Source organism: Leifsonia sp. 2MCAF36, assembly GCF_052115525.1.
GTDB lineage: Bacteria > Actinomycetota > Actinomycetes > Actinomycetales > Microbacteriaceae > Leifsonia.
Genome location: NZ_JBFRGV010000006.1, coordinates 313,198 through 335,938, shown reverse-complemented (window position 1 = coordinate 335,938; position 22,741 = coordinate 313,198). Strand labels below are relative to the sequence as shown.

The 22,741-nt window shown below is 70.8% G+C and carries 21 protein-coding genes; 16 read left to right on the top strand and 5 right to left on the bottom strand.

Annotation, left to right across the window (positions count from 1 at the left end; genetic code table 11):
• Nucleotides 1–123: 123 nt before the first annotated feature.
• From AB4079_RS11675 to glgX, 3 genes are read right to left on the bottom strand one after another with little or no spacing between them, the layout of a single operon-like run.
• Nucleotides 124–630, bottom strand: coding sequence for a GNAT family N-acetyltransferase (locus AB4079_RS11675; protein WP_441787454.1), 507 nt, complete (start codon nt 628–630; stop codon nt 124–126).
• A 47-nt stretch (nt 631–677) separates the two neighbouring features.
• Nucleotides 678–1,166, bottom strand: coding sequence for a Cys-tRNA(Pro) deacylase (gene ybaK, locus AB4079_RS11670; protein WP_441787453.1), 489 nt, complete (start codon nt 1,164–1,166; stop codon nt 678–680).
• Nucleotides 1,166–3,256: a glycogen debranching protein GlgX gene (glgX, locus tag AB4079_RS11665; RefSeq protein WP_441787452.1), complete on the bottom strand. Its 2,091-nt coding sequence runs from the start codon at nt 3,254–3,256 to the stop codon at nt 1,166–1,168. Before glgX ends, ybaK begins: the two co-directional genes overlap by 1 nt.
• Before the next feature lie 49 nt (nt 3,257–3,305).
• Between glgX and AB4079_RS11660 the strand changes: the two genes are divergently transcribed.
• The 12 genes from AB4079_RS11660 to AB4079_RS11605 all read left to right on the top strand — a co-directional run bounded on the left by AB4079_RS11660 (nt 3,306) and on the right by AB4079_RS11605 (nt 17,904).
• The gene (locus tag AB4079_RS11660; RefSeq protein WP_441787451.1) at nt 3,306–4,484 is read left to right on the top strand and encodes a cysteine desulfurase family protein; all 1,179 of its coding nucleotides are present in this window, start codon (nt 3,306–3,308) and stop codon (nt 4,482–4,484) included.
• Nucleotides 4,485–4,701: 217 nt separating this feature from the next.
• Nucleotides 4,702–5,802 carry a tRNA 2-thiouridine(34) synthase MnmA gene (gene mnmA, locus AB4079_RS11655; RefSeq protein ID WP_441787450.1) on the top strand — a complete coding sequence of 367 codons (1,101 nt, stop codon included), beginning with the start codon at nt 4,702–4,704 and terminating at the stop codon, nt 5,800–5,802.
• 49 nt (nt 5,803–5,851) lie between these two features.
• Nucleotides 5,852–6,493 carry a hypothetical protein gene (locus tag AB4079_RS11650; protein ID WP_441787449.1) on the top strand — a complete coding sequence of 214 codons (642 nt, stop codon included), beginning with the start codon at nt 5,852–5,854 and terminating at the stop codon, nt 6,491–6,493.
• 241 nt (nt 6,494–6,734) lie between these two features.
• A complete protein-coding gene (ligA, locus tag AB4079_RS11645; protein WP_441787448.1) occupies nt 6,735–8,993 on the top strand; it encodes an NAD-dependent DNA ligase LigA in 2,259 nt (752 codons plus the stop codon).
• A gap of 278 nt (nt 8,994–9,271) precedes the next feature.
• Complete coding sequence (locus AB4079_RS11640) at nt 9,272–10,495, top strand: alpha/beta hydrolase (RefSeq protein WP_441787447.1); 1,224 nt, start codon at nt 9,272–9,274, stop codon at nt 10,493–10,495.
• A 43-nt stretch (nt 10,496–10,538) separates the two neighbouring features.
• A complete protein-coding gene (locus AB4079_RS11635) occupies nt 10,539–12,314 on the top strand; it encodes an alkaline phosphatase family protein (protein ID WP_441787446.1) in 1,776 nt (591 codons plus the stop codon).
• A gap of 83 nt (nt 12,315–12,397) precedes the next feature.
• Nucleotides 12,398–12,709, top strand: a complete 312-nt coding sequence (gene gatC / locus AB4079_RS11630; RefSeq protein ID WP_441787445.1) for an Asp-tRNA(Asn)/Glu-tRNA(Gln) amidotransferase subunit GatC — start codon at nt 12,398–12,400, stop codon at nt 12,707–12,709.
• 6 nt (nt 12,710–12,715) lie between these two features.
• Entirely contained in the window at nt 12,716–14,263 is a 1,548-nt protein-coding gene (gene gatA, locus AB4079_RS11625) for an Asp-tRNA(Asn)/Glu-tRNA(Gln) amidotransferase subunit GatA (RefSeq protein ID WP_441787444.1), read from the top strand.
• Nucleotides 14,263–15,783 (top strand): Asp-tRNA(Asn)/Glu-tRNA(Gln) amidotransferase subunit GatB, encoded by a 1,521-nt coding sequence (gene gatB, locus AB4079_RS11620; protein WP_441787443.1) that lies wholly within the window; start codon nt 14,263–14,265, stop codon nt 15,781–15,783. The genes gatA and gatB overlap by 1 nt, the downstream gene beginning before the upstream one ends.
• A gap of 94 nt (nt 15,784–15,877) precedes the next feature.
• Nucleotides 15,878–16,459, top strand: a complete 582-nt coding sequence (locus AB4079_RS11615; RefSeq protein WP_441787442.1) for a YbaK/EbsC family protein — start codon at nt 15,878–15,880, stop codon at nt 16,457–16,459.
• A complete protein-coding gene (locus AB4079_RS11610) occupies nt 16,456–17,376 on the top strand; it encodes an oxygenase MpaB family protein (protein WP_441787441.1) in 921 nt (306 codons plus the stop codon). Before AB4079_RS11615 ends, AB4079_RS11610 begins: the two co-directional genes overlap by 4 nt.
• Nucleotides 17,377–17,397: 21 nt before the next feature.
• A complete protein-coding gene (locus AB4079_RS11605) occupies nt 17,398–17,904 on the top strand; it encodes a PaaI family thioesterase (protein ID WP_441787440.1) in 507 nt (168 codons plus the stop codon).
• A gap of 24 nt (nt 17,905–17,928) precedes the next feature.
• On the opposite strand, the gene AB4079_RS11600 is transcribed toward AB4079_RS11605, so the two are convergent.
• Together AB4079_RS11600 and AB4079_RS11595 are read right to left on the bottom strand one after the other, a co-directional pair.
• Nucleotides 17,929–19,650, bottom strand: a complete 1,722-nt coding sequence (locus AB4079_RS11600) for a long-chain-fatty-acid--CoA ligase (RefSeq protein ID WP_441787439.1) — start codon at nt 19,648–19,650, stop codon at nt 17,929–17,931.
• Between the two features lie 10 nt (nt 19,651–19,660).
• On the bottom strand, nt 19,661–20,323 hold the full coding sequence (locus tag AB4079_RS11595) for an SDR family oxidoreductase (RefSeq protein ID WP_441787438.1): 663 nt from the start codon (nt 20,321–20,323) through the stop codon (nt 19,661–19,663).
• A 99-nt stretch (nt 20,324–20,422) separates the two neighbouring features.
• On the opposite strand from AB4079_RS11595, the gene AB4079_RS11590 reads away from it, so the two are divergent.
• The 4 genes from AB4079_RS11590 to AB4079_RS11575 all read left to right on the top strand — a co-directional run bounded on the left by AB4079_RS11590 (nt 20,423) and on the right by AB4079_RS11575 (nt 22,740).
• The gene (locus tag AB4079_RS11590) at nt 20,423–20,734 is read left to right on the top strand and encodes a DUF6412 domain-containing protein (RefSeq protein WP_441787437.1); all 312 of its coding nucleotides are present in this window, start codon (nt 20,423–20,425) and stop codon (nt 20,732–20,734) included.
• Between the two features lie 87 nt (nt 20,735–20,821).
• Complete coding sequence (locus tag AB4079_RS11585) at nt 20,822–21,598, top strand: YidC/Oxa1 family membrane protein insertase (RefSeq protein WP_441787436.1); 777 nt, start codon at nt 20,822–20,824, stop codon at nt 21,596–21,598.
• 82 nt (nt 21,599–21,680) lie between these two features.
• Nucleotides 21,681–21,989 carry a hypothetical protein gene (locus tag AB4079_RS11580; RefSeq protein ID WP_441787435.1) on the top strand — a complete coding sequence of 103 codons (309 nt, stop codon included), beginning with the start codon at nt 21,681–21,683 and terminating at the stop codon, nt 21,987–21,989.
• A gap of 52 nt (nt 21,990–22,041) precedes the next feature.
• The gene (locus AB4079_RS11575) at nt 22,042–22,740 is read left to right on the top strand and encodes a hypothetical protein (RefSeq protein ID WP_441787434.1); all 699 of its coding nucleotides are present in this window, start codon (nt 22,042–22,044) and stop codon (nt 22,738–22,740) included.
• The last annotated feature ends 1 nt before the right edge of the window (nt 22,741 follow it).

Sequence of the window (22,741 nt, the reverse complement as noted above, 5' to 3'; positions counted from 1 at the left end):
CGCCCCCGCCCCCCGCCGCCCGCCGTCGAGTACACGAATACTGCACGCTCGGACGCTTGTTTGCGTGCAGAATTCGTGTACTCGACGGTGGGGCTTGCGGGTGGGGGCCTGCGGGTGCGGCGGTCAGCGGGACATGCGTACGGCGGGGACGGACGTGTCGCCGACCGGATGGGTGGTGGCGCCGCCGTCGCGGGTGAACCCGTTCCGGCGGTAGAACGCCTCGGCCCGGGCGTTGCCGTCCAGCACCCAGAGGTACGCGGGGGCGTCCCCGATCACCGCGTCGAGCAGCTGCTGGCCGGCACCGGAGCCGTGCGCGCTCGCCAGCAGGTAGATGCCTTCGAGCTCGCGCGGGCGCGGCGCATCGTCGTCGCGGCCTGCGCCGGCGGTGGCCCATCCGATGACCTCGCCGTCGCGTTCGGCGATGAAGGCGTCCGTCCGGCCGTCAGCGAGGATGCCCGCCCAGCGTGAGGCGAAACGCTCGATGTCGAGGGCGGCGAGGAACTCGGCAGGCATACGGCCGGCGTAGGTCTCTCGCCACGATAGGACGTGCACGCGGGCGATCGCTCGCGCGTCGTCGACCGTCGCGCGCCGCACCGAGACCGCCTCGGTCGCATCCGTGGGACGAGACACGCCGCTATCCGCGTCGCTGTGCGGCGTGTTGCGTCCCACGGATGCGGTCACTTCGCGATCGCGGCGAACGCGCCGCCGGTCGCCGCCAGCAGGTCGCCAGGGGAGAGCTCCACGTCGAAGCCGCGCCTGCCGCCGGAGACGAAGACGGTGTCGAGCAGCTGCGCCGTCTCATCCACCACGGTCGTGTGCCGCGTCTTCTGCCCGATCGGGCTGATCCCTCCGACGACGTAGCCGGTGCGGCGCTCGGCGACGGCCGGGTCCGCCATCGTGGCGCGTTTCGCGCCGACGGCGGCGGCGAGCGCCTTCAGGTCGAGCATCCCGGTCACCGGGACGACGCCGACCACGAGGCCCAGGTCGGTCTCGACCAGCAGGGTCTTGAACACCCGCTCCGGCTCGACGCCGAGCGCCTCGGCCGCCTCCAGGCCGAAGGACGGCGCCGCCGGGTCGTGCTCGTAGGGATGGGCGGCGAAGGGGATGCCCGCTGCGGTCAGCGCGACCGTCGCCGGCGTTCCGGCGGACGCCTTCTGCCGGACCATCAGCCCAGCTCCTCCACCCGCGGACCGTTCGCCCGGAACAGTTGCATCGACGTGCCGCCGACGAGCCGCGCGGAACCCGGTGCGAGCTCGGCCGCGTCCTCCGGGATCGGCACCTCGGTCGACGAGTCCCACAGCAGCTGGTAGGACGTGACGCCGGGGGCGACCGGCAGGGACACCTCCACGTCGTCCTCCACGCCGTGCACGATGAGGAGGATGCGGTTGAACGCCTCCGTGACCGGTGTCGATGCCGCAAGGTACTGCAGGGTCCGGTTCTCGGGGGAATTCCAGTCCTCGTCGTCCATCCGCTGGCCCGTTGCGTCATACCAGTCCATGTGACTGGCGTTCGGCGTCGCCTGGCCGGAGACCGCGTAGCGGCTGGGACGCAGCGCCGGGTTCTCCCGCCGCAGCTGCAGCAGCCGCTTGGTGGTGTCGTAGAGTTCCCGCTGCTCACGGGTCCGCAGCCAGCTCAGCCAGGTCAGCTCGCTGTCGTGGCAGTAGGCGTTGTTGTTGCCGCGCTGGCTGCGCCCGTACTCGTCGCCGGATGTGAGCATCGGCACGCCGGCGGAGAGCAGCAGCGTCCCCATCAGGTTGCGGACGGCCTTGGTGCGGGCGAGCAGCACCGCCTCATCCACGGTCGGACCTTCGACGCCGTGGTTGAACGAGCGGTTGTTGTCGGTGCCGTCGCGGTTGTTCTCGCCGTTGCCGAGGTTGTGCTTCACGTCGTACGCGGTCAGGTCGGACATGGTGAAGCCGTCGTGCGCGGTCACGAAGTTGATCGATGCGAGTGGTCCGCGCTCCGCCGAGAACGTGTTGGAGGAGCCGGCTAGCCGGGTCGCGAAGCCGCCGATGCCGACCGGCGCCTGGCCGTGGCGGCGGGCCTCCGCGATGTCGGCGAGCCAGAAGTTGCGGACCCGGTCGCGGTAGCGGTCGTTCCACTCCGACCATCCGGGGTGGTCGTCGATGGGGCCGGGGAAGTTGCCGGTCTGCCAGCCGCCGAGTCCCACATCCCACGGCTCGGCGATCAGCTTGACGCCCTGCAGCGCCGGGTCGGACTGCGCGGCGAGGAGGAGCGGGTGGTCGCGGTGGAAGGCGGCGTCCATGCCGCGGCCGAGCGTGGCCGCGAGGTCGAAGCGGAAGCCGTCGATCTGCATCTCGTTCGCCCAGTAGCGGAGCGAGTCGAGCACGAGCCGCTGCGGGACCGGCTTACCGAAGTCGACCGTGTTGCCGCACCCCGTCACGTCGATGTACGCGCCGGTGTCGTCGTGCCGGTAGTAGGTGGAGTTGTCGATGCCGCGGAAGCTGCCGCGCGGGCCGCCGATGCCCTCCTCGGCCGTGTGGTTGTAGACGACGTCGAGGATCACCTCGATGCCGGCCAGGTGCAGCAGCTTCACCATGCCCTTGAACTCGGCGATCACGGCGGCGGGCCCCTCCGACTGTGCCGCACGCGAGGCGTAGGGCGCGTGAGGGCTGAAGAAGTTGAGCGTGTTGTAGCCCCAGTAGTTGGTGAGCCCCTGCTGGATGAGACGCTGCTCCGAGACGAACGCCTGCACCGGCAGCAGCTGAACGGCGGTCACGCCGAGGTCCTTGAGGTAGGCGATGGTGGACTCGTGGGCGAGGCCCGCATAGCTGCCGCGCAGTTCCTCCGGAACCGACGGGTTCAGCCGGCTGATGCCTTTCACGTGCGCCTCGTAGACGACCGTGTGGTCCAGCGGGGTGCCCGGCTTGCGCGCGTCGCCCCAGTCGAAGGCGTCAGAGACGACGACCGAACGGAAGCCGTCCGAGGCGACCCGCACCACAGAGCGCGCGTACGGGTCGAGCAGCAGCGCCTCCGGGTCGAAGGAGTTCGCGGGCGCGTTGGGGCCGGAGACGCGGACGGCGTAACGGCTGCCGACGGTCAGCGAGCGAGAGCGGCCCACCCAGACGTTGTTCGCGTCGCGCGTCATCGGCACCGACTTGGTCAGCCAGTTCGGGTCGGTCTCGTCGAACAGGCACAGCTCCATGCCGTCGGCGCTCGCCGAGAAGACCCGCAGCTCGCCCCCGTGCGGCCCGACGCGTACACCCAGGTTCCGCAAAGGATCGGTCGAGGTCATGCGCTCTAGAGTAGTGACACACGCCTGGACGTCAGCTTCGGAGGGCACCGTGCCGGTCTACCTGGACCACGCCGCCACCACGCCGATGCGCCCGGAGGCGATCGCCGCCTACACCGAGGCCATGGGCGTCGTCGGCAACCCCTCCAGCATCCACAGCCAGGGTCAGCAGGCCAGGCGGATGCTCGAGGAGGCGCGGGAAACCGTCGCTGCGACCCTCGGCGCCGAGCCGATCGAGGTCGTCTTCACCTCCGGCGGCACCGAGGCGATCAACCTGGCCGTCAAAGGGATGTTCTGGGCACGCAACGACGGAGCGCACCGGCCGCGCATCCTCGTGCCAGGGGGAGAGCACCACGCGACCGTCGACACGGTGGAGTGGCTGGAACGGTCGGAGGGGGCGCAGGCCGCCTGGCTGCCGCTCGACGCGTCGGGCCGGGTCGTCGTGCCGTCCGAGATCGACGCGGCCGATGTCGCGCTGCTCACCTTCCTGGCCGTCAACAACGAGGTCGGCACGGTTCAGCCCGTAGCAGCGCTCGCCGCGGCGGCGCGCACGGCCGGTGTACCCGTTCACGTGGATGCGGTCGCCGCCTACGGACACCTTCCGCTCGACTTCGCGGTCCTCGGTGTGGATGCGCTGAGCGTTTCCGCCCACAAGATCGGCGGCCCTGTCGGCATCGGGGCGCTCGTGCTGAGCCGCGCCTCCACGGTCGTTCCGCTCATCCACGGCGGCGGGCAGCAGCGGCAGGTGCGGAGCGGGACGCAGGATGTGGCGGCGGCCGTGTCGTTCGCGGTCGCGGCGCGTGCGGCGGAAGGCGAGCGCGAAGCGGAGGCGGCGCGGCTCGGGGCGCTGCAGGAGCGGCTCATCCATGGGGTGCGGGCGACGGTGCCGGAGGCGGTGCTGAGCGGGCCGGAGCCGGGCAGCGAGCGGGTCGCGTCCAACGTTCACTTCACGTTCCCCGGCGCGCAGGGCGATTCTCTGCTGTTCCTGCTCGACATGGCGGGCGTCTCCGTCTCGACGGGGTCGGCCTGCCAGGCCGGCATCCCGGAACCGTCGCACGTGCTGCTCGCGATGGGCCGCAGCGACGAGGAGGCACGCAGCGCGCTGCGATTCACGCTCGGCCGCACCTCGACGGAGGCCGACGTGGACGCGCTGCTCGGCGCGCTGCCCGCCGCCTACGCGCAGGCGACCCGGGCGGGCCTCGCCGAGCGGGCGACCCGCCTCGGCCGCTGACCCCGCACTCCCTCGCCTCGCTGAGCCCGACATTTGCCCCGAATCGTCGCTCTCGCCCACTCGAAGCCGACATTTGCCCCAAATCCTGACTCGTACCTCGGCTCGCACATTTGCCCCAAATCGTGCCTTACGCCGGGTGAAAAGGCAGATTTGGCGCAAATCGAGCCCACGGGAGGCGCGGCGGGGGCACCCAGGTGAGCGCAGGTACAATCGGCGGGTGAAGGTTCTGGCAGCGATGAGCGGGGGAGTCGACTCCGCAGTGGCGGCGGCCCGCGCCGTCGAGGCCGGCCACGACGTGGTCGGCGTCCACCTCGCGCTGTCGCGCATGCCGGGCACTCTGCGCACCGGCAGTCGGGGGTGCTGCACGATCGAAGACTCGATGGATGCGCAGCGCGCCGCGAACATCATCGGCATGCCGTACTACGTGTGGGACTTCTCCGAGCGCTTCAAGCTGGACGTCGTCGACGACTTCATCGCGGAGTACTCCGCGGGCCGCACCCCGAACCCGTGCATGCGCTGCAACGAGCGGATCAAGTTCGCCGCCCTCCTCGAGAAGGCTCTCGACCTCGGCTTCGACGCGGTCTGCACCGGCCACTACGCAGCGATCGTCACCGACGAGCATGGCAACCGCGAGCTGCACCGGGCGAGCGCCTGGGCGAAGGACCAGTCGTACGTGCTCGGCGTGCTCACGACGGAGCAGCTCGCGCACGCGATGTTCCCGCTCGGTGCCACCCCGTCCAAGGCGGAGGTGCGAGCGGAGGCCGCGGCGCGCGGCCTGAGCGTCGCGAACAAGCCGGACTCGCACGACATCTGCTTCATCCCCGACGGGGACACCCGCGGCTGGCTTGCTGAGCGCGTCGGAACCGCCACCGGCGACATCGTCGACCGGGAGGGCAACCGCCTCGGCTCCCACGAAGGTGCGCACGCGTACACGGTCGGGCAGCGCAAGGGCCTGAACGTCGGCTACCCCTCGCCTGACGGCCGCCCCCGCTTCGTGCTGGAGGTGCGACCGAAGGAGAACGAGGTGGTCGTCGGTCCGCGCGAGGCGCTCGACATCGCGGAGATCGCCGGCTCGCGCTTCACCTGGGCGGGGCAGCCGCCGGCCGACCCGGCCACCCCGTTCGCGTGCGAGGTCCAGATCCGCGCGCACGCCGATCCCGTGCCCGCCGTCGCGTCGGTGACCGCGGGTGAGTTGGTCGTCCGTCCGGACATCCCGCTCAACGGTGTCGCCCCTGGGCAGACGGCGGTGGTCTACGTCGGCACCCGCGTCCTCGGTCAGACGACCATCGATCGCACCATCTCCGCCGTCCCGGTCTGAACCAAAATCGCCGGTGCCGCGCAGGGCCGCTGAGCCCTAGGCTCCGGACATGACGGCACAGCGAGCAATCCGTCTCCGGCGCGAGGCCTGGGGCTTCGGCATCGGCTCGCTGTTCTTCTTCGTCGGGGCCGTGCCGTTCTACCAGCAGGCCGTCGGGGCCATCGTCACCAACCTGACGTTCTTCGTCGGGGCACTGTTCTTCACAGCGGCGGCCCTGATCCAGCTCGCTCTGAGCGGTCGCCGACCACCTCGTCGCGGCTCGAACCGACCCGACCGCTATGACTGGTGGGCGGCCGCGGTGCAGTTCGTCGGCACTCTGCTCTTCAACGCCAGCACGACGGCTGCGCTCGTCGTCGCGATCAACGAGGACGCCCGCATCGGCGACGGCTGGCGACCGGATGCCCTGGGCTCCCTGTGCTTCCTGCTGGCCAGCGCACTCGCGGTGGTCGCGACCGTCGATCGGGAGCGGCTCTGGGATCCGCGCGCCCGCACCTGGCACGGCGCGTGGCTGAACCTCCTCGGGTCCGTTTTCTTCGGGATCTCCGCCGTGGGTGCGTATACCCTTCCCGCGACCGGCGACCTCGTCAGCCTGTTCTGGGCGAACCTCGGCACGCTCCTCGGAGCGGCGTGCTTCCTCGTGGCGGCGGTGCTCAGCCGTCGGTCGATCCCGGTGCGGCGCAGCCATCCGTGAGCCTCCGGCAACGGAGGATGCCCGCGCGGAGAGGGGCGATTTCGTGGAGGAACGGAGGAGTCTGTGACCGAACGCGGGGCGGGCCTCCTCCGTTTCCGGCGCCGGCCCTCAGCGCGAGAGACGGAGGAGGACGGGGGCGGACTCCCGCAGGCACCTCCGTGTCCCGACGCAGGGCGGCGTGTCCGTGCGGGTCTCCTCCGTTGCGGGCGCCGGCGTCGGGGGTCGCGAATAAGCTGGACGGGTGGCGATCGAGACGACGACCGACGGCCAGCTCGCGGATGCGCGGAGCGAGGCGGAGCAGCTGACGACGCGCATCCTGGAGTTGCGCGACGCGTACTACGAGCGCGACACCGTGCTCGTCAGCGACGAAGAGTACGACCGCATGATGCGGCGGCTCGAGGAGCTGGAGCGGCTCCACCCTGAACTGCAATCGCAGGACAGCCCGACCCAGACGGTGGGCGGCCGCGCTCAGACGACGCTGTTCGCCCCGGTGGAGCACGCCGAGCGGATGCTGAGCCTCGACAACGTCTTCTCCCTCGCGGAGTTCGAGGCGTGGGCCGCGCGTGTGGAGCGGGATGCCGGTCGTCGGGTCGACTACCTCTGCGAACTGAAGATCGACGGCCTGGCGATCAACCTCCGCTATGTGAAGGGCGTACTGGTCTCGGCCGCCACCCGCGGCGACGGGGTGGTGGGGGAGGACGTGACCGAGAACATCCGCTGGATCCCGGCCATCCCGACGCGACTCGACACCGACGAGCCGCCGGCCCTGGTGGAGGTGCGCGGTGAGGTGTTCTTCCCGGTCGCCGAGTTCGAGGAGCTCAACGCACACCAACTCGAGGCAGGCGAGCGCGTCTTCGCCAACGCGCGCAACGCGGCGAGCGGTTCGCTGCGGCAGAAAGCAGAAGGCAAGGGTCCGGCGCAGCTGGAGCTGATGCACAACCGGCTCCGTCGACTGCACATGCTGGTGCACGGCATCGGGGCGTGGCAGAACCCGCCGGTCGACGCGCAGTCGAAGGTCTACGAGCTGCTGAAGGGATGGGGACTGCCGACCTCGACGCACTACCGAGTGGTCGACGACGTCCGCAAGGTCGACGAGTTCATCGAGTACTACGGCGCGCACCGCGGCGCTGTGGAGCACGAGATCGACGGCATCGTCATCAAGGTGGACGAACTGGCCCTGCACGACGAACTGGGCGCGACCAGTCGCGCGCCCCGCTGGGCCATCGCCTACAAGTACCCGCCGGAGCAGGTGAACACGAAGCTGCTCGACATCGTCGTCAGCGTCGGCCGCACCGGCCGCGCGACGCCGTTCGCGGTGATGGAGAAGGTGCGCGTCGCCGGCTCCGAGGTGCGTCAGGCGACCCTCCACAACCAGGAGGTCGTGAAGGCGAAGGGCGTCCTGATCGGGGACACCGTGGTGCTTCGCAAGGCCGGGGACGTGATTCCGGAGGTGCTCGGCCCGGTGGTCGAGCTGCGCGACGGCACCGAGCGCGAGTTCGTGATGCCGGAGAACTGCCCGGAGTGCGGAACCCGGCTGGCCCCCGCCAAGGAGGGCGACATCGACCTGCGCTGCCCGAACGCCGAGTTCTGCCCCGCCCAGGTGCGCGGGCGGGTGGAGCACATCGGGTCCCGCGGTGCGCTCGACATCGAGGCGCTCGGCGAAGTGGCCGCTGCTGCGCTGACCCAGCCGCGTTTTCCCGAGAATCCGCCCCTGCCGACGGAAGCCGGGTTGTTCGGTCTCACGCTCGCCGACCTCTTCCCGATCGAGGTCGTCGTCCGCGATTCGGAGACCGGATTGCCGAAATTGACGGACACGGGGGACCAGAAGGTAGACACTCCGTTCCGCCGTCGGCGTCAGAAGAAGGACGGACCCTTCGAACCCGCGGCGGAGGCCTTCGACGGCGACCAGCTGTACGTTCCGTCGAAGAATGCCATCGAGTTGCTGAGCAACCTCTCGACCGCGCGCGAGAAGCCGCTGTGGCGCATCCTGGTCGCTCTGAACATCCGTCACGTCGGCCCCGTCGCCGCGCGTGCACTGGCGAACCACTTCGGGTCGCTGGACGCCATCCGCTCCTCCTCGCGGGACGAGCTCGCGGCGGTGGACGGTGTCGGCGGCATCATCGCGGACGCGGTGCTGGCCTGGTTCGAGGTCGAGTGGCACCGCGAGATCATTGAGCGCTGGGCGGCTGATGGCGTCCAGTTCGCCACTCCGGGCCACCCGGGACCGGGCCGTTCGGACGAGGCCGGGGGAGTGCTCGCGGGGCTGACCGTCGTCGCGACAGGGTCCCTGGAGGGCTACAGCCGCGAGGGTGCGCAGGAGGCGATCATCGCGGCCGGCGGCAAGGCGGCATCCAGCGTCTCCAAGAAGACGGACTTCGTCGCCGCCGGACCGGGCGCCGGCTCCAAGCTGGCGAAGGCGGAGGAGCTCGGTGTCCGGGTCATCGACGCGGCCCAGTTCAAGAAGTTGGTCGAGGAGGGGCCCGCGGCCCTCGAAGAGTGAGATTCCGGTCCGTCATCCTGTGGACAGGATTCGAGTTCTCCCCCTGAATCGGGGGTAGAACGTGTTGCCGTCCGCCACCCATTCATGGGTAGAGTCGAAACGTGCGCTCCCCCGGGCGCACCTTTAGGGCCTAGCTCGCTCGCTCTCGGAGGGACCCGGACGGAGTGCTGGTCGGCTTTGCAGCTGTACTTACCGTTACCTCGGCAGTCTCAGGACTGACCGGGGCTTTCGTGCTGCCTGCCGACGCCGCTCACGCGAGCCCGGTCTCCATCTCGGCCGTGTCTTATTCCGGTCTCTCGTCCGCGGTGTCCGGTCCTGTCTCCGACGTGCCGTCCGCGCCCAGCGCGGGAAGCTCGATGTCGGTCCTCGGCGCCGTCGCCGGGGTCGACGCGTCGGCGCTTCCGTCCTTCCTCGACGCGAACCGGACCAAACTCGAGTCGCTGCTGCGCCAGGCGCCCGCCCCCGCGGATGTCGGCCGGGTCTGGAAGCTGATCGACCCTGCCAAGCAGAACCTGCTCATCCATGCGGCACCGCATGTCGTCGGCAACCTGGAGGGCGTGCCGTACGACATCCGTGGCCGGGCCAACGCCCTCGACCTCGCGCAGACGATCAAGGGCGTCACGCAGACGCTGAAGACCGAGCATGGACGCGCCGAGCGGGTTGCGTTGCAGCGGCAGCTGCAGACCCTCGACAACGTGAAGACGGCGCTGGCGAAGCACGACGGCGTGAAGCGGACGCTCGTCAGCCTCGACCCCACGGCGGACGCCAAGGCGTCGATCGTGGTGGGCGACCTCAGCACCGCGCGGTACGTCAGCGTCCTGGTGCCCGGCATGTACATGTCGGTGGGGGAGCAGATCGAGGCGTGGGGCAAGGTCGCCCAGGAGCAGTACGACCTCCAGACCGGCTTCCTGCGCCGCATCCTCGGTCCCCGCGGGAACGGCGGAACGCCGGGCGTCGCGGTGGTGGCCTGGATCGGCTACCAGACGCCGGTCCTCACCAACATCGGCGGTACAGCGCTGGCGACCCAGGGCGCCGACAGTCTCGAACGCACTCTGGAGGGCATCCGCGCCCTCCGCACCGACGACCAGCCCTACCTCAGCGTCTTCGCCCACTCCTACGGCTCGACCGCCGCTCTCATGGCCCTCGAACGGCACACGGTCTCGGTGGATGCGCTGGCGCTGATGGGTTCGCCCGGAAGCGCCGCGCAGACGGTCGCCGGGCTCTCGGTGACCGGCGGCAACGTGTTCGTCGGCGAGGCGCCGATGGACCCGATCGTGAACACGGCCTTCTTCGGCAGCGACCCCGGATCGCCGGCCTATGGCGCCAAGCCCATGGGTGTCGGCGGCGCCGTCGACCCGCTCACGCACGCGAGCCTCGCCGGCTCGTCCGGCCACAACGAGTACTTCACCGTGGGCACGGAGTGCATGCGCAACCTCGCCATGATCGGCATCGACCGCGGAGACCTCGTCCTGACGGGCGACTCCTCGTCCTCTGCGCGCTGAGCGGCCCTGGGCGCAGTCGGCGGCGACATCCATAATGGGTGGGATGCGACCGGACGACGACCTGCCTCCCGTGCCGCGTGACGAGCCCGGCGATCGCGGAGCGAGCCGTCGTGCGTTCCTGAAGGGCGCCGGCCTGGTCGCGGCGGGCGCGGTCGCCGGCGGTGCGACCGGCGGAGCCGCCGGCGCGGCGATCGGCTCCGCGGCAGCGCAGGGTTCTCCGACCGCGAACGAGTCGGGCGAGGAGTTCCCGCCGCTGCCGCCACGCGGCGCCGGCCCGGGCTTCGACCACCTGGTCGTGCTGATGTACGAGAACCGCTCCTTCGACAACCTGCTCGGCCACCTGTACGACCACGACAACCTGCCAGCTGGCCGGCGCTTCGAGGGTCTCGCCTTCGGCGACCACAGCAACCCCGACCCGGCGGGCGGCCCGGACATCCCCGCGCACCTCTACGAGGGCACCACCGACTTCGTGATGCGCCAGCCGTCGCCGGACCCGGGCGAGGTGTACCCGCACGTCAACACGCAGCTGTACGAGGTCGTCGACCCGCCGTCGAACGCGGACGCCCGCCTGCCGGAGCTGCAGCCTCCCTACAACGCGCCGAAGCCGGGAGCGGCACCGACCATGCGCGGCTTCGTCCGCGACTACGTCGGCGTGCTGCGCAAGGACACCGGACGGGAGCCGGCGCTCGACGACTACCGCCGTGTCATGGGCGGCTTCAGCCCGGACATGCTGCCGGTGTTCTCGACCCTCGCGCGGCAGTTCGCGGTCTACGACGACTGGCATTGCGCCGTGCCGTCTCAGACGTTCTGCAACCGGTCGTTCTTCAACGCCTCCACGTCGCACGGGTACGTCGACAACGGCGGCGCAGAGGGCCTGCGCAAGTGGTTCGACCCGAAGAACGACGCGCCCACGATCTTCAACCGGTTGCAGGATGTGGGGCGCAGCTGGCGGGTCTACTACGACGACCGGCAGCTCATCTCGTTGACAGGATTCATTCACGCGCCGGCGCTGCAGCCCTACTGGAGGTCGCACTTCCGGACCATGTCGCAGTTCTACGTGGATGTCGCCGAGGGGACGCTTCCGGACTACGCCTTCATCGAACCGCGCCTCCTGTACGACCACAACGACATGCACCCGCCTGGCGGCCCGGAGACGTTCGAGGAGGTCGCTGGCGGCGCTGTGGTCGGCGGCGCCATCTCCGACGTCAGGGCCGGCGAGCTGCTCCTGCACCGGGTGTACTCCGCGATCCGTTCCGCGCGCAGCGCGAGGGGGTCTAACGCCCTGAACACGATGCTCCTGGTGACTTTCGACGAGCACGGCGGCACGTACGATCACGTCCCGCCCGGGGCGGCCACACCGCCGGACGCCGGCGGGCCGGGGGAGAACGGCTTCGGTTTCGATCGCCTGGGCGTCCGCGTCCCGGCGATCGCGATCTCGGCGTACACCGAGCGGAACACGATCATCCACGAGGAGATGCATCACGCAGCGGTGATCGCGACGCTCTCGAAGAAGTTCCGGCTGCCGCACCTGACCGAGCGCGACCGCGGTGCGCGGACGATCGACAACGCGATCAATCGCACGTCGCCGCGCCAGCCGGGGACCTGGCCGGACACGCATCCGCAGTACCTGCCGGCCAACCCGGAGGCGGACGCTCCGGCTCCGGAAGACGAGGACCGCCCGCTCAGTCCGCCCGGCGTCGGGCTGGTCGGGCTGCTCATGGCCCATTACGGCCCACCCGGCGCGGCGGTGCCGCGGACCTACAAGGAGGCGTACCAAGCGGTCGACCGGCTGGGTCACGGGTTGTTCGGCTCGCCCTAGAATCGGCTCGCCCTACAATTGCTTGGGCGACCTCGTGATCGCGAGCGAGCCCCTCCACCACCGAATCCCACGGAGACGCACCTTTGTCTGAAACCAGCGCAGGCGACATCAGCGCCGAACAGGTCGCGCACCTGGCGAACCTCGCCAGGATCGACCTCAGCCCGGAAGAGCTCGAGAGCCTCACGAAGGAGCTCGGCCAGATCGTCGAGTCCGTCGCCAAGGTCCAGGAGGTGGCCGGCCCTGACGTGCCGGCCACCAGCCACCCGCTTCCGCTCACCAACGTGTTCCGCAGCGACGAGATCCGCCCGTCGCTGACTGTCGAGCAGGCGCTGTCCGGTGCCCCGGCCCGTGAGGGCGACCGCTTCAAGGTCGCCACCATCCTGGATGAGGAGTAGGCCGAGATGACTGACCTGACCCGTCTCTCCGCCTCGGCCCTCGCCGAGAAGCTCGCCGCGCGCGAGGTCTCCTCGGTGGAGGCCGTCCGCGCCCACCTGGACCGCATCGAGGCCGTCGACTCCGACGTCCACGCCTTCCTGCACGTCGCCGGCGACAACGCCGTGCGGACCGCCTCCGAGATCGACGACCGTCGTGCCGCGGGCGACGCTCTGGGCCCGCTCGCCGGCGTCCCGATCGCGATCAAGGATGTGCTGGCCACCCAGGACATGCCCTCGACCTCCGGCTCGAAGATCCTCGAGGGCTGGATCCCGCCGTACGACGCGACTGTCGTCCGCAAGCTGCGCGAGGCCGGACTGGTGCCGCTCGGCAAGACCAACATGGACGAGTTCGCGATGGGCTCCTCCACCGAGCACTCGGCGTACGGCCCGACCCGCAACCCGTGGGACCTGGAGCGCATCCCGGGTGGCTCCGGTGGTGGCTCCGCCGCGGCCGTCTCCGCGTTCGAGGCGCCGCTGGCCCTCGGCTCCGACACCGGCGGATCGATCCGCCAGCCCGCCGCGGTGACCGGTTCGGTGGGCGTCAAGCCCACGTACGGCGGCGTCAGCCGGTACGGCGCGATCGCGCTCGCCAGCTCGCTCGACCAGGTCGGCCCGGTGTCCCGCTCGGTGCTCGACGCAGGCCTGCTGCACGACGTGATCGGCGGCCACGACCCGCTCGACTCCACGTCGCTCAGCGACAGCTGGCCGTCGATGGCGGACGCCGCCCGCGCCGGCCACCGCGACGGCGCCCTGAAGGGCGTGCGCGTCGGGGTCATCCGCGAGATCGCCGGCGACGGCTTCCAGTCGGGTGTGAAGCAGCGGTTCGACGAGTCGCTGGTGCTGCTGGAGGAGGCCGGCGCGGAGATCGTCGAGGTCAGCGCGCCGAGCTTCGAGTACGCCGTGTCGGCGTACTACCTGATCCTGCCCGCCGAGGCGTCCAGCAACCTGGCCCGCTTCGACTCGGTCCGCTTCGGGCTCCGCGTCGACCCGGCCGACGGTCCGGTCACCGTCGAGCGCGTGATGGCGGCGACCCGCGACGCGGGCTTCGGCCCCGAGGTGAAGCGTCGCATCATCCTGGGCACCTACGCGCTCAGCGCCGGCTACTACGACGCCTACTACGGCAGCGCGCAGAAGGTCCGCACGCTCATCCAGCGCGACTTCCAGGCCGCCTTCGAGAAGGTGGATGTGCTGGTCAGCCCGAGCGCGCCGACGACCGCCTTCAAGCTGGGCGAGAAGATCGACGATCCGATGGCGATGTACCTGAACGACATCACCACGATTCCGGCCAACCTGGCCGGGGTGCCCGGAATGGGCCTGCCGATCGGGCTCGCGCCCGAGGACGGCCTGCCCGTCGGGATGCAGCTGATGGCCCCGGCTCGGGCCGACGCCCGCCTCTACACCTACGGAGCAGCGCTCGAACAGCTGCTCATCGACCGGTGGGGCGGCCCGCTGCTGAGCCAGGCGCCCGATCTGAGCGCCACCGAGATGTTCGCGAGCGAAGAGGGAGCCGTCTGATGGCGAACACCACCGCACAGAAGCCCGAGCTGATGGACTACGACAAGGCTCTCGAGCTGTTCGAGCCGGTCCTCGGCTTCGAGGTGCACGTCGAGCTGAACACGAAGACCAAGATGTTCTGCGGGTGCGCCAACGAGTTCGGTTCCGGCGCCAACACCAACACGTGCCCGACGTGCCTAGGCCTCCCGGGCGGGATGCCGCAGGTGAACGAGAAGGCGATCGAGTCCAGCATCCGCCTGGGTCTCGCCCTCGGCTGCGAGATCGCCGAGTCGAGCCGCTTCGCGCGGAAGAACTACTTCTACCCGGACCTGGCCAAAGACTTCCAGACCTCGCAGTACGACGAGCCGATCGCCCACGACGGCAGCGTGACGATCGAGCTCGAGAACGGCCGCGAGATCGTCGTCGCGATCGAGCGCGCACACATGGAGGAGGACGCCGGCAAGCTGACCCACGTCGGCGGTGCGACCGGTCGCATCCAGGGCGCCGACTACTCGCTGGTCGACTTCAACCGCGGCGGCGTCCCGCTGGTCGAGATCGTCACGAAGATCATCGAGGGCACGGAGGCGGACGCCCCGGAGGTCGGTCGCACTTACGTGCGCGCCATCCGTGACATCGTGAAGGGCCTCGGCGTCTCGAACGCGCGCATGGAGGAGGGCAACGTCCGGTGCGACGCGAACATCTCGCTTCGCCGTCGCGGCAGCACCGAGCTCGGCACCCGGACCGAGACGAAGAACGTCAACTCGCTGCGTTCGATCGAGCGCGCGGTGCGCTACGAGATCCAGCGTCAGGCGGCGATCCTCGACGCCGGAGGCACCATCGTCCAGGAGACCCGGCACTGGCACGAGGACACCGGCACCACGAGCGCCGGCCGTCCCAAGTCGGACGCCGACGACTACCGGTACTTCCCGGAGCCCGACCTGGTTCCGGTCGCGCCGAGCCGCGAGTGGGTGGAGGAGCTGCGCGGGACGCTTCCCGAGCCTCCCGACGTCCGCCGCAAGCGTCTGGTCGCCGAGTGGGGCTTCACCGCGCTCGAGTTCCAGGATGTCGCCAACGCCGACCTCCTGGACGAGGTAGCGGCGACGGTCGCCGCCGGCGCGTCGCCCGCTGCCGCCCGCAAGTGGTGGACCGGCGAGATCGCCCGTCTCGCGAACGCCCAGAACGTGCCAGCCGGCACCCTGGTCAGCCCGCAGCACGTGGCGGAGCTCGCCGGACTCGTCGAGGCCGGCACGCTCACCGACCGCCTGGCGCGCCAGGTGCTCGAGGGCGTCGTGGCGGGCGAGGGTCGGCCGCAGGAGGTCGTCGACGCTCGCGGTCTCGCAGTCGTCTCGGACGACGGCGCGCTGATCGCGGCGATCGACGAGGCCCTGGCGTCCCAGCCGGATGTGTTGGCCAAGATCCGCGACGGCAAGGTGCAGGCCGCCGGAGCCGTCATCGGTGCGGTCATGAAGGCGATGCGCGGCCAGGCCGACGCCGCACGCGTGCGCGAGCTGGTTCTGGAGCGTGCGGGAAGCGCCGAGTAGGCGCATCCTTCGCGCAAAGACCGGAGCGCGACGGCAGAACGCCGTCGCGCTCCGGCGTTTGCGGACTCCCAGCCGGCGCGTGCAGAGTAGGCGCATGGGCGTCTTCACTCTCGGTGGCCTCACGACCGCTCCCGCATCCACCCGCTCCGATCTGCTGGCTCCGTCGACGCTGAGCCTGCTGGAGGCACTGGGCTGGCTGGACGACGTCGGTGTGGTCGAGATCGACCCGGACGTCTCCGACACGGCTGCGACGCGCGAGCAGTTCGGGTTGGAGGGGGCCAACCTGGCGAACTGCGTCGTCGTGGCCGGCAAGCGCGAAGGCGTCGAGCGGATCGCTGCCTGCGTGGTGCTCTCGACGACCCGCGCCGACGTCAACAACACGGTCAAGCGGCTGCTGGATGTGCGCAAGGCGTCGTTCCTGCCGATGGACCGCGCGGTGGACCTGACCGGAATGGAGTACGGCGGCATCACGCCGATCGGCCTCCCCGCCGGGTGGCCGGTGCTCGTCGACGCACGGGTGGCCGAGCGGGACGTCGTCATCATCGGCTCGGGCGTCCGCCGCTCCAAGATCCTCCTGCCGGGACGCCTCATCGCCGAGCTTCCGGAGGCACAGCTGATCGAGGGGCTCGGTCAGGATGTGACCAAGACCGCTCTCCCGGACGGCGCTGTCCGGTGACCTCCACCGCGATCGACCGCGTGCTGACGCCGCTGCGTGCCCGCCTGGTCGAGACCCTTGCCGGCCGGTCGGACGAGGTGCCCGCGTGGGTGCTCCGCCTGGAGGAGGGCGAGGACGAGGGGTTCTTCTCGCCCGACAGCGCCGCCTGGACGGTGCACGGCGGCATGCCGACGCTCGTGGCCGGCGCACGCGCCCTGCTGCTGCAGGCCCTGCATCCCGGGGCGCTGGCCGGGGTCCGCGACTTCTCCCGTTTCCGCGAGGACCCGCTGGGCCGGCTCGCCGGAACCATCCAGTGGATCCACACGGTCACCTTCGGCAGTCGCGGTCAGGCGATCGCAGGGTCCGAAATGGTCCGCGCGCTGCACCGCCGCGTGACCGGCACCTTCACCGACGGGCACGGGGTCGAGCGGCCCTATTCGGCCAACGATCCGGAGCTCGCCCGCTGGGTGCACCTGGCGTTCACGGACGCCTTCCTCACGGCGCACGAGCACTGGGGCGGTCCGATCCCGGGCGGCGCCGACGGCTACGTCGCCGAGTGGGCGACGGCCGCCGAGTTGATGGGCGTCGAGGATGCGCCACGCACCGCGACCGGTCTGCGCGCAGCGATCGACGCGGTCACCGACGCGGGCGAACTGCGCGGGGGACCGGAAGTGGAGGAGATCGTGCGGTTCATCCGCCGCGCCCCGCTTCGTCGGATGCTGCGGCCGTCGTACCGCATCGTGTTCCGAGCCGCCGTCTCCACGCTCGAGCCGCGTCATCGCGAGCTGCTGGGACTCCCGCCGACGGCCATGGAGCGCCTGCTCCCGCTGCACGGCGCCACCGGTGCGGTGCTCGCCGGGGCCCGCGTGCTGCTCGGTCCGCAGACGCAGGCCGAGCTTGCGGCGCGCCGACGGCTGGCGCGACTCGCGAGCGGCTGACCGCTGCGAGAGGATGTCCCCATGCACGAAGACGTCACCGAGCGCACCCGCACCGTCAGCTGGGAGGACCCGGCGCCCGGCGTCGCGGTGATGCCGACCATGAGCGGGCTGGAGTACCTGCGGGCGATGCTGCGCGAGGAGCTGCCGCCGCCTCCCATCACCGAGCTGATGCGGATGACGCTGGTCTCTGCCGACCCCGGAACGGCCACCTTCGTGTGCGACCCCGACGAGTCGCACTACAACCCGATCGGAACGGTGCACGGCGGCCTCGTGTGCACTCTGCTCGACTCCGCGCTTGGCTGCGCCGTGCAGACGACGCTGCCGCAGGGGCAGGGCTACACGTCCATCGAGATCAAGGTGAACTACCTCCGACCGGTGCACGCGCACAGTGGGCGCCTGACCTGCGTCGCGACCGTCACGAAGCCCGGCAACCGGGTCGCATTCGCCGACGGGGTGGTCACCGACGCGTCCGGCAAGACGGTGGCGACGGCCACCGGCTCCCTGCTGGTATTCCCGATCGGCGGTTGAGCCGCCCCGGAGCGAACGCGCGGGCTACTTCGCCTGCTGGGCCAGCAGCTCGTCACGCACCTTGCGGCGGATGACCTTGCCGACGATCGAGCGCGGCAGCTCGTCGACCTGCACAACGTGCTTCGGCACCTTGTACGGCGTGAGGCAGTCGCGACCGTAGGCGCGGATGGCCTGCTCGTCGAATGACGCGCCCTGGTCCATGACCACCGCGGCGACGACATCCTCGCCTCCACGCCGGTGAGGAAGGCCGACCACGGCGACGTCCGCGACACCGGGGAAGGTGCGCAGCGCATCCTCGACCTCCGACGGCGACACGTTGAAGCCGCCGGTGACGATCAGCTCCTTGATGCGGTCGACGATGCGGACGAAGCCGTCCTCATCCATCGTCACGATGTCGCCGGTGCGGAACCAGCCGTCCGCCGTCAGCGCTTTCGCCGTCTCGTCGGAGTTGCGCCAATAGCCCGAGAATACCTGCGGTCCGCGGGCGAGCAGTTCGCCCTCCTCGCCGAACGCGCGATCGACCGACGGGTCGTCCGGGTCGGCCACGCGGAGCTCGGTGCTCGGCAGCGGGAGGCCGACGGTTCCGGCGCGGCGGCTCGCACCGACCGGGTTGGCCATCAGCACGGGCGAGCACTCCGAGAGCCCGTAGCCCTCGACGAGGTAGCCGCCGGTCTTGCCCTCCCACAGGTCCACGATGCCCTGGGGCAGACTCATGGCGCCGGAGATGGCGATCTGGATGCCGGACAGCGACACCTTCCGCTTCTCCGCCGCCTGCACCAGCCGTTCGTAGATCGGGGGCACGGCGGGGAGGAAGGTCGCGGGATGCTTCTTCACCACATCCAGCACCAGGTCCGGGTCGAACTTCGGGAACAGCACCAGCCGGGCGCCCATGCTCATCGCGAAGGTGAGGCAGAGCGTGAGGCCGTACGCGTGGAAGAGCGGTAGGACGGCGTAGACGACCGAGCTGCCGCGTTCGATGGTGGGCACCCAGGCACGCGCCTGGGCGGCGTTCACCGTCAGGTTGCCGTGGCTGAGCATGGCGCCCTTCGGCCGGCCCGTGGTGCCCGATGTGTACTGGATGAGCGCGAGGTCGTCGCGCTCGGGTCGCGGGTACGACGCCTTGAGCCGCCGGGAGGCGACCAGCGAATCCCAGCTGATGGTTCCGGACGTCTTCGCGGTCAACTGTTCGCGCGCCTTCCGCGCCGCCGGGATCGGCAGGCGGAGGGCGAAGCGCTTGTCGGCGGGCATCGCGCGGGTGAGGTCGACGGAGACGACGGTGGTGACTCCCAGGTCGGCGGGCAGCTCCTGCACGGTGGCTGCGACCTTGTCCCAGACGATCGCGACGGTCGCGCCGTGGTCCTCGAACTGGTGGCGCAGCTCACGCGGCGTGTAGAGCGGATTGTGCTCAACCACCACGGCCCCCAGGCGGAGGGCGGCGTAGAAAGCGGCGACGTGCTGCGGGCAGTTCGGCAGGACCAGAGCCACCCGGTCGCCCTTCGAGACGCCGAGCGTGCGCAGCCCCTCGGCGGCACGCTCGATCTGGTCGCCCAGCTCGGCGTAGCTGGTGGTCGCGCCGAAGAACTCCAGCGCGACGTGCTTGCCGTAGGTCGCGACCGACTCCTCGATGAGGTGCGAGAGGGAGCCGTCGGGAGTCGCAACCTCGGCGGGGACGTCGGCTGCGTAGGCGGCCACCCACGGCTTGGCGCTGTACGGGGACGGATCGCTCGTCACGCTGTCGCTGGTCACGCGCGCAAGCCTACGCGGAGGCGACGAGGGCCCGCACCGCATCCTCGATGGAGCTTTCTCCGGAGATGACCTCCCACTGATGCCCCGCGGTTGCCGGTTCGTGGAGCGTCAGCGCGATCAGGCGGGCGACGTCCTCGCGGGCGATGCTGCCGCGCGGCACGCTGTCGCCGAGGGTGATGCGTCCGGTGCCTTCCTCGGTGGTCAGGCCGCCCGGACGCAGGATGGTCCACTCGAGGCCCGAGTCGCGCAGGGCGGCGTCGGCGTCGCGCTTGGCTTCGATGTACGCCGTCCAGACCGGATCGGAGCCGTCCACGGGTGCGTCCGCTCCCCAGGCCGAGACCTGCACGAAGCGGCGGATTCCGGCCAGAGCAGCGGCCTTCTGAGCCTTCACGGAGCCGCCGTAGTCGACCGTCCGCTTGCGTTCGATACCCGAACCGGCGCCGGCGCCGGCGGTGAACACCACGGCGTCACAGCCGGCGATCGCGGCAGCGAGTGCCTCCGGCTCGGACTTCTCGACGTCGAGCAGCACACCCTCGCCGCCGAGGCGGTAGACGTCGTCCGCGTGCTCGTCGTTGCGAACGATGCCGACGAAGTCGTCGCCGAGGTCGTAGAGCACCCGCATCAGCTGCTGGGCGACTTTTCCGTGGGCACCGATGATCGCGACTCGAGACATGCCTCCATCCTTCCACCGTCGAGCAGGATGCGCGCGACACGCGTCCGCCGGGCGCGAACGCTCTGGGTTCCGGCCGCGCGCTCTGTTACCGTCGTCATCATGACCGCCCTGCTGGAGCTCCTCGGACGCACGCTCGCGTCCGGCGCGGGCTCGCTCGGCGCTGCCGCCGGCGGAAGCACAGCCGGCTTCGTCGCTCTCGTCGGTGTGGCCGGCGCTCTCGGTCTGGTCGCCGTGATCGCGGCTGCCGCCGTCCGGTCCGTGGCCGCGCTGGCAGCTTCTCTCCGCGTCCGCGCGGTGTGGTCGCGTCCGGTGCAGCCGGTCGCCGGCTGGCTCGCCGAAGGGCCGTCCGATCCCGCTGCCGACGGCCGCCCGCGGCCCAGGGCGCCCGGCATCCTCCTGCCGGTCGCGTAGCAGCGCCACCGCCCGCCGATCGCGGGCACAGCGCTCCACGCGACCAGACGCGTCCTCACTCCGTCGACTCGCAGGGATCACACACTCATGGACTTCTTCTCCTGGCCGCCCATCGCGGCCGTTCTGGACGGCGCCTACGGCCTCGTCACCGCCCTCTCCGCCACGGTCCAGCCGGTCGCCGGCACCGCCGCCGGGCTGCTCGCCGTCGCCATGCTGACGGTGCTCGTCCGTCTCGTCCTCATCCCGGTCGGCGTCAGCCAGGTGCGCGCCGAATACAGCCGCAGACGGCTCGCCCCGCAGTTGGCGGAGTTCCAGCGGCGGCACGCGGGCGACCGCGAGACGCTCGCCCGCACGACGATGGAGCTCTACAAGACCGAGCAGGTGTCACCGTTCGCCGGGATGCTGCCGCTGCTCGCGCAGATCCCGGTCGTCACCCTGGTGTACGCCGTGTTCACGCATCCGACGATCGCCGGGCACGCCAATGGATTGCTGGGCGAGCACGCCTTCGGGGCGCCGCTCGGCACGAGCTTCGTCGGGCTGGCGGGAGCGGGTGTCGGAGCCGGGGTCTGGCCGGCGATGCTGGTCTACCTGGGCGTGCTCGCCCTCATCGCGGTCGTCACCACCGTCTCGCGCCGGGTGCTCACGCTGCCGCAGCCCGAGGGCTCGACGGCACCGGTCGGGATGCTGCGCGCGCTGTCCTTCCTGCCGTACGTGACCGTGGTGTTCGCGGCGTTCGTTCCGCTCGCGGCCGCGGTCTATATCCTCACCTCGACGGCCTGGACCGTGGCAGAGCGGTGGACACTGCGCCGCCTCCTCGACCCGGCGCGCCGGGCGGAGGGGACCGCACGGCCGTCCACGTCGTAGCCGGGCCCGACCGGACCGGCGCGGACCGGCCCGAACCGGTCGCTGCAGCGGGCGCACATCCCGGGATGCGAGCATGGGAGCCATGTGGAAGCGCAGTTCGAAGGATGACGGCCGGACGACCGACGGAGGACCGGGACTGGGTGTCGGCGTCCAGGTGTACGTGCGCGAGAACGAAGCCCCGACCTCCGAGGACTGGACCGGCGAGCCGACCGGCGTGATCGTGGCCCCGGGCGACCGGAGCCTGCGCAATGTGTACGGCCCGATCGACGGGCTGACCACCTGGACAGTGTCGTTCTTCGAGCCGCAGCACCGCCGCGACGGCCGCGGCCCGTACGAGCGAGCGGTCATCCCCTCCTTCTTGCTCGTGGCCGAGGAGCCGCTCGTCGACTGAACCGGTTCGGCACCCTCTACCTTCGCGCAGGGCGCGAACTTACAATGTCGGCATGTTCGTCGAGGGCACCCTTCGATGGCAGGTCACGGAGGACTGCCCGTGGGACCTGTTGATGGCCCTCGCCTTGCGTGACCTCACCGGTCTCGGCGACCGGGCGAGACCGGAGCTCCCCGGTCTGGATCCTGCCGTCGCGCCGGCGCTGCACAGCCCGCGACCCGCTCCAGCCGACGGTCGCGCACGGATGCGTCCGGCGCCGCTGGTCGGGCCGACCGGCGGCAGGACGTCGCGTCCCGGCCTCGACGACGGGCCGGCCGGGCCGGACGACGCTCTGGCCGCCCAGTGGCAGGCGTGGTTCGAGGTGGCAGCGGACCGGCACCGTCGCCTCAGCGCGCCGCTGCTGCATCCGCCGCACTTCGAGGCATTCGACCGGGCCATCGCCCTGCAGGACGCGATCATCGCCCACTACGACGCCGCGGCCGGTTGGGCGGGCGCACGTCACGCCGAGTACGTCGCAGCGAGCGCCGACTCCCACGCCCGCCGAGCCGCCGACATCGTCGGGGTGGTCCACGAGCGTGAGCACGAGCTACGACGCCAGGCCGGGTACTTCCGGCTCGACATCGAGGTGCTCCCGCTGGCGGAGAAGGGCGCGTGGATCGTCGGCCCGCACACCGTCGTCATCAGCGCGACGCTGCGCGAGGACTCGGCCGCGTTCCGCGACTGGCTCCGCCCGCTCGTCGCCGCCCTCGTCTGAC

Coding starts and splice junctions, on each gene's coding strand:
- ybaK (WP_441787453.1), bottom strand. CDS start 1,166: ATGGTCCGGCAGAAGGCGTCCGCCGGAACGCCGGCGACGGTCGCGCTG.
- glgX (WP_441787452.1), bottom strand. CDS start 3,256: ATGACCTCGACCGATCCTTTGCGGAACCTGGGTGTACGCGTCGGGCCG.
- AB4079_RS11650 (WP_441787449.1), top strand. CDS start 5,852: ATGACGGCACAGCGAGCAATCCGTCTCCGGCGCGAGGCCTGGGGCTTC.
- AB4079_RS11635 (WP_441787446.1), top strand. CDS start 10,539: ATGCGACCGGACGACGACCTGCCTCCCGTGCCGCGTGACGAGCCCGGC.
- gatA (WP_441787444.1), top strand. CDS start 12,716: ATGACTGACCTGACCCGTCTCTCCGCCTCGGCCCTCGCCGAGAAGCTC.
- gatB (WP_441787443.1), top strand. CDS start 14,263: ATGGCGAACACCACCGCACAGAAGCCCGAGCTGATGGACTACGACAAG.
- AB4079_RS11615 (WP_441787442.1), top strand. CDS start 15,878: ATGGGCGTCTTCACTCTCGGTGGCCTCACGACCGCTCCCGCATCCACC.
- AB4079_RS11605 (WP_441787440.1), top strand. CDS start 17,398: ATGCACGAAGACGTCACCGAGCGCACCCGCACCGTCAGCTGGGAGGAC.
- AB4079_RS11595 (WP_441787438.1), bottom strand. CDS start 20,323: ATGTCTCGAGTCGCGATCATCGGTGCCCACGGAAAAGTCGCCCAGCAG.
- AB4079_RS11590 (WP_441787437.1), top strand. CDS start 20,423: ATGACCGCCCTGCTGGAGCTCCTCGGACGCACGCTCGCGTCCGGCGCG.
- AB4079_RS11585 (WP_441787436.1), top strand. CDS start 20,822: ATGGACTTCTTCTCCTGGCCGCCCATCGCGGCCGTTCTGGACGGCGCC.
- AB4079_RS11580 (WP_441787435.1), top strand. CDS start 21,681: ATGTGGAAGCGCAGTTCGAAGGATGACGGCCGGACGACCGACGGAGGA.
- AB4079_RS11575 (WP_441787434.1), top strand. CDS start 22,042: ATGTTCGTCGAGGGCACCCTTCGATGGCAGGTCACGGAGGACTGCCCG.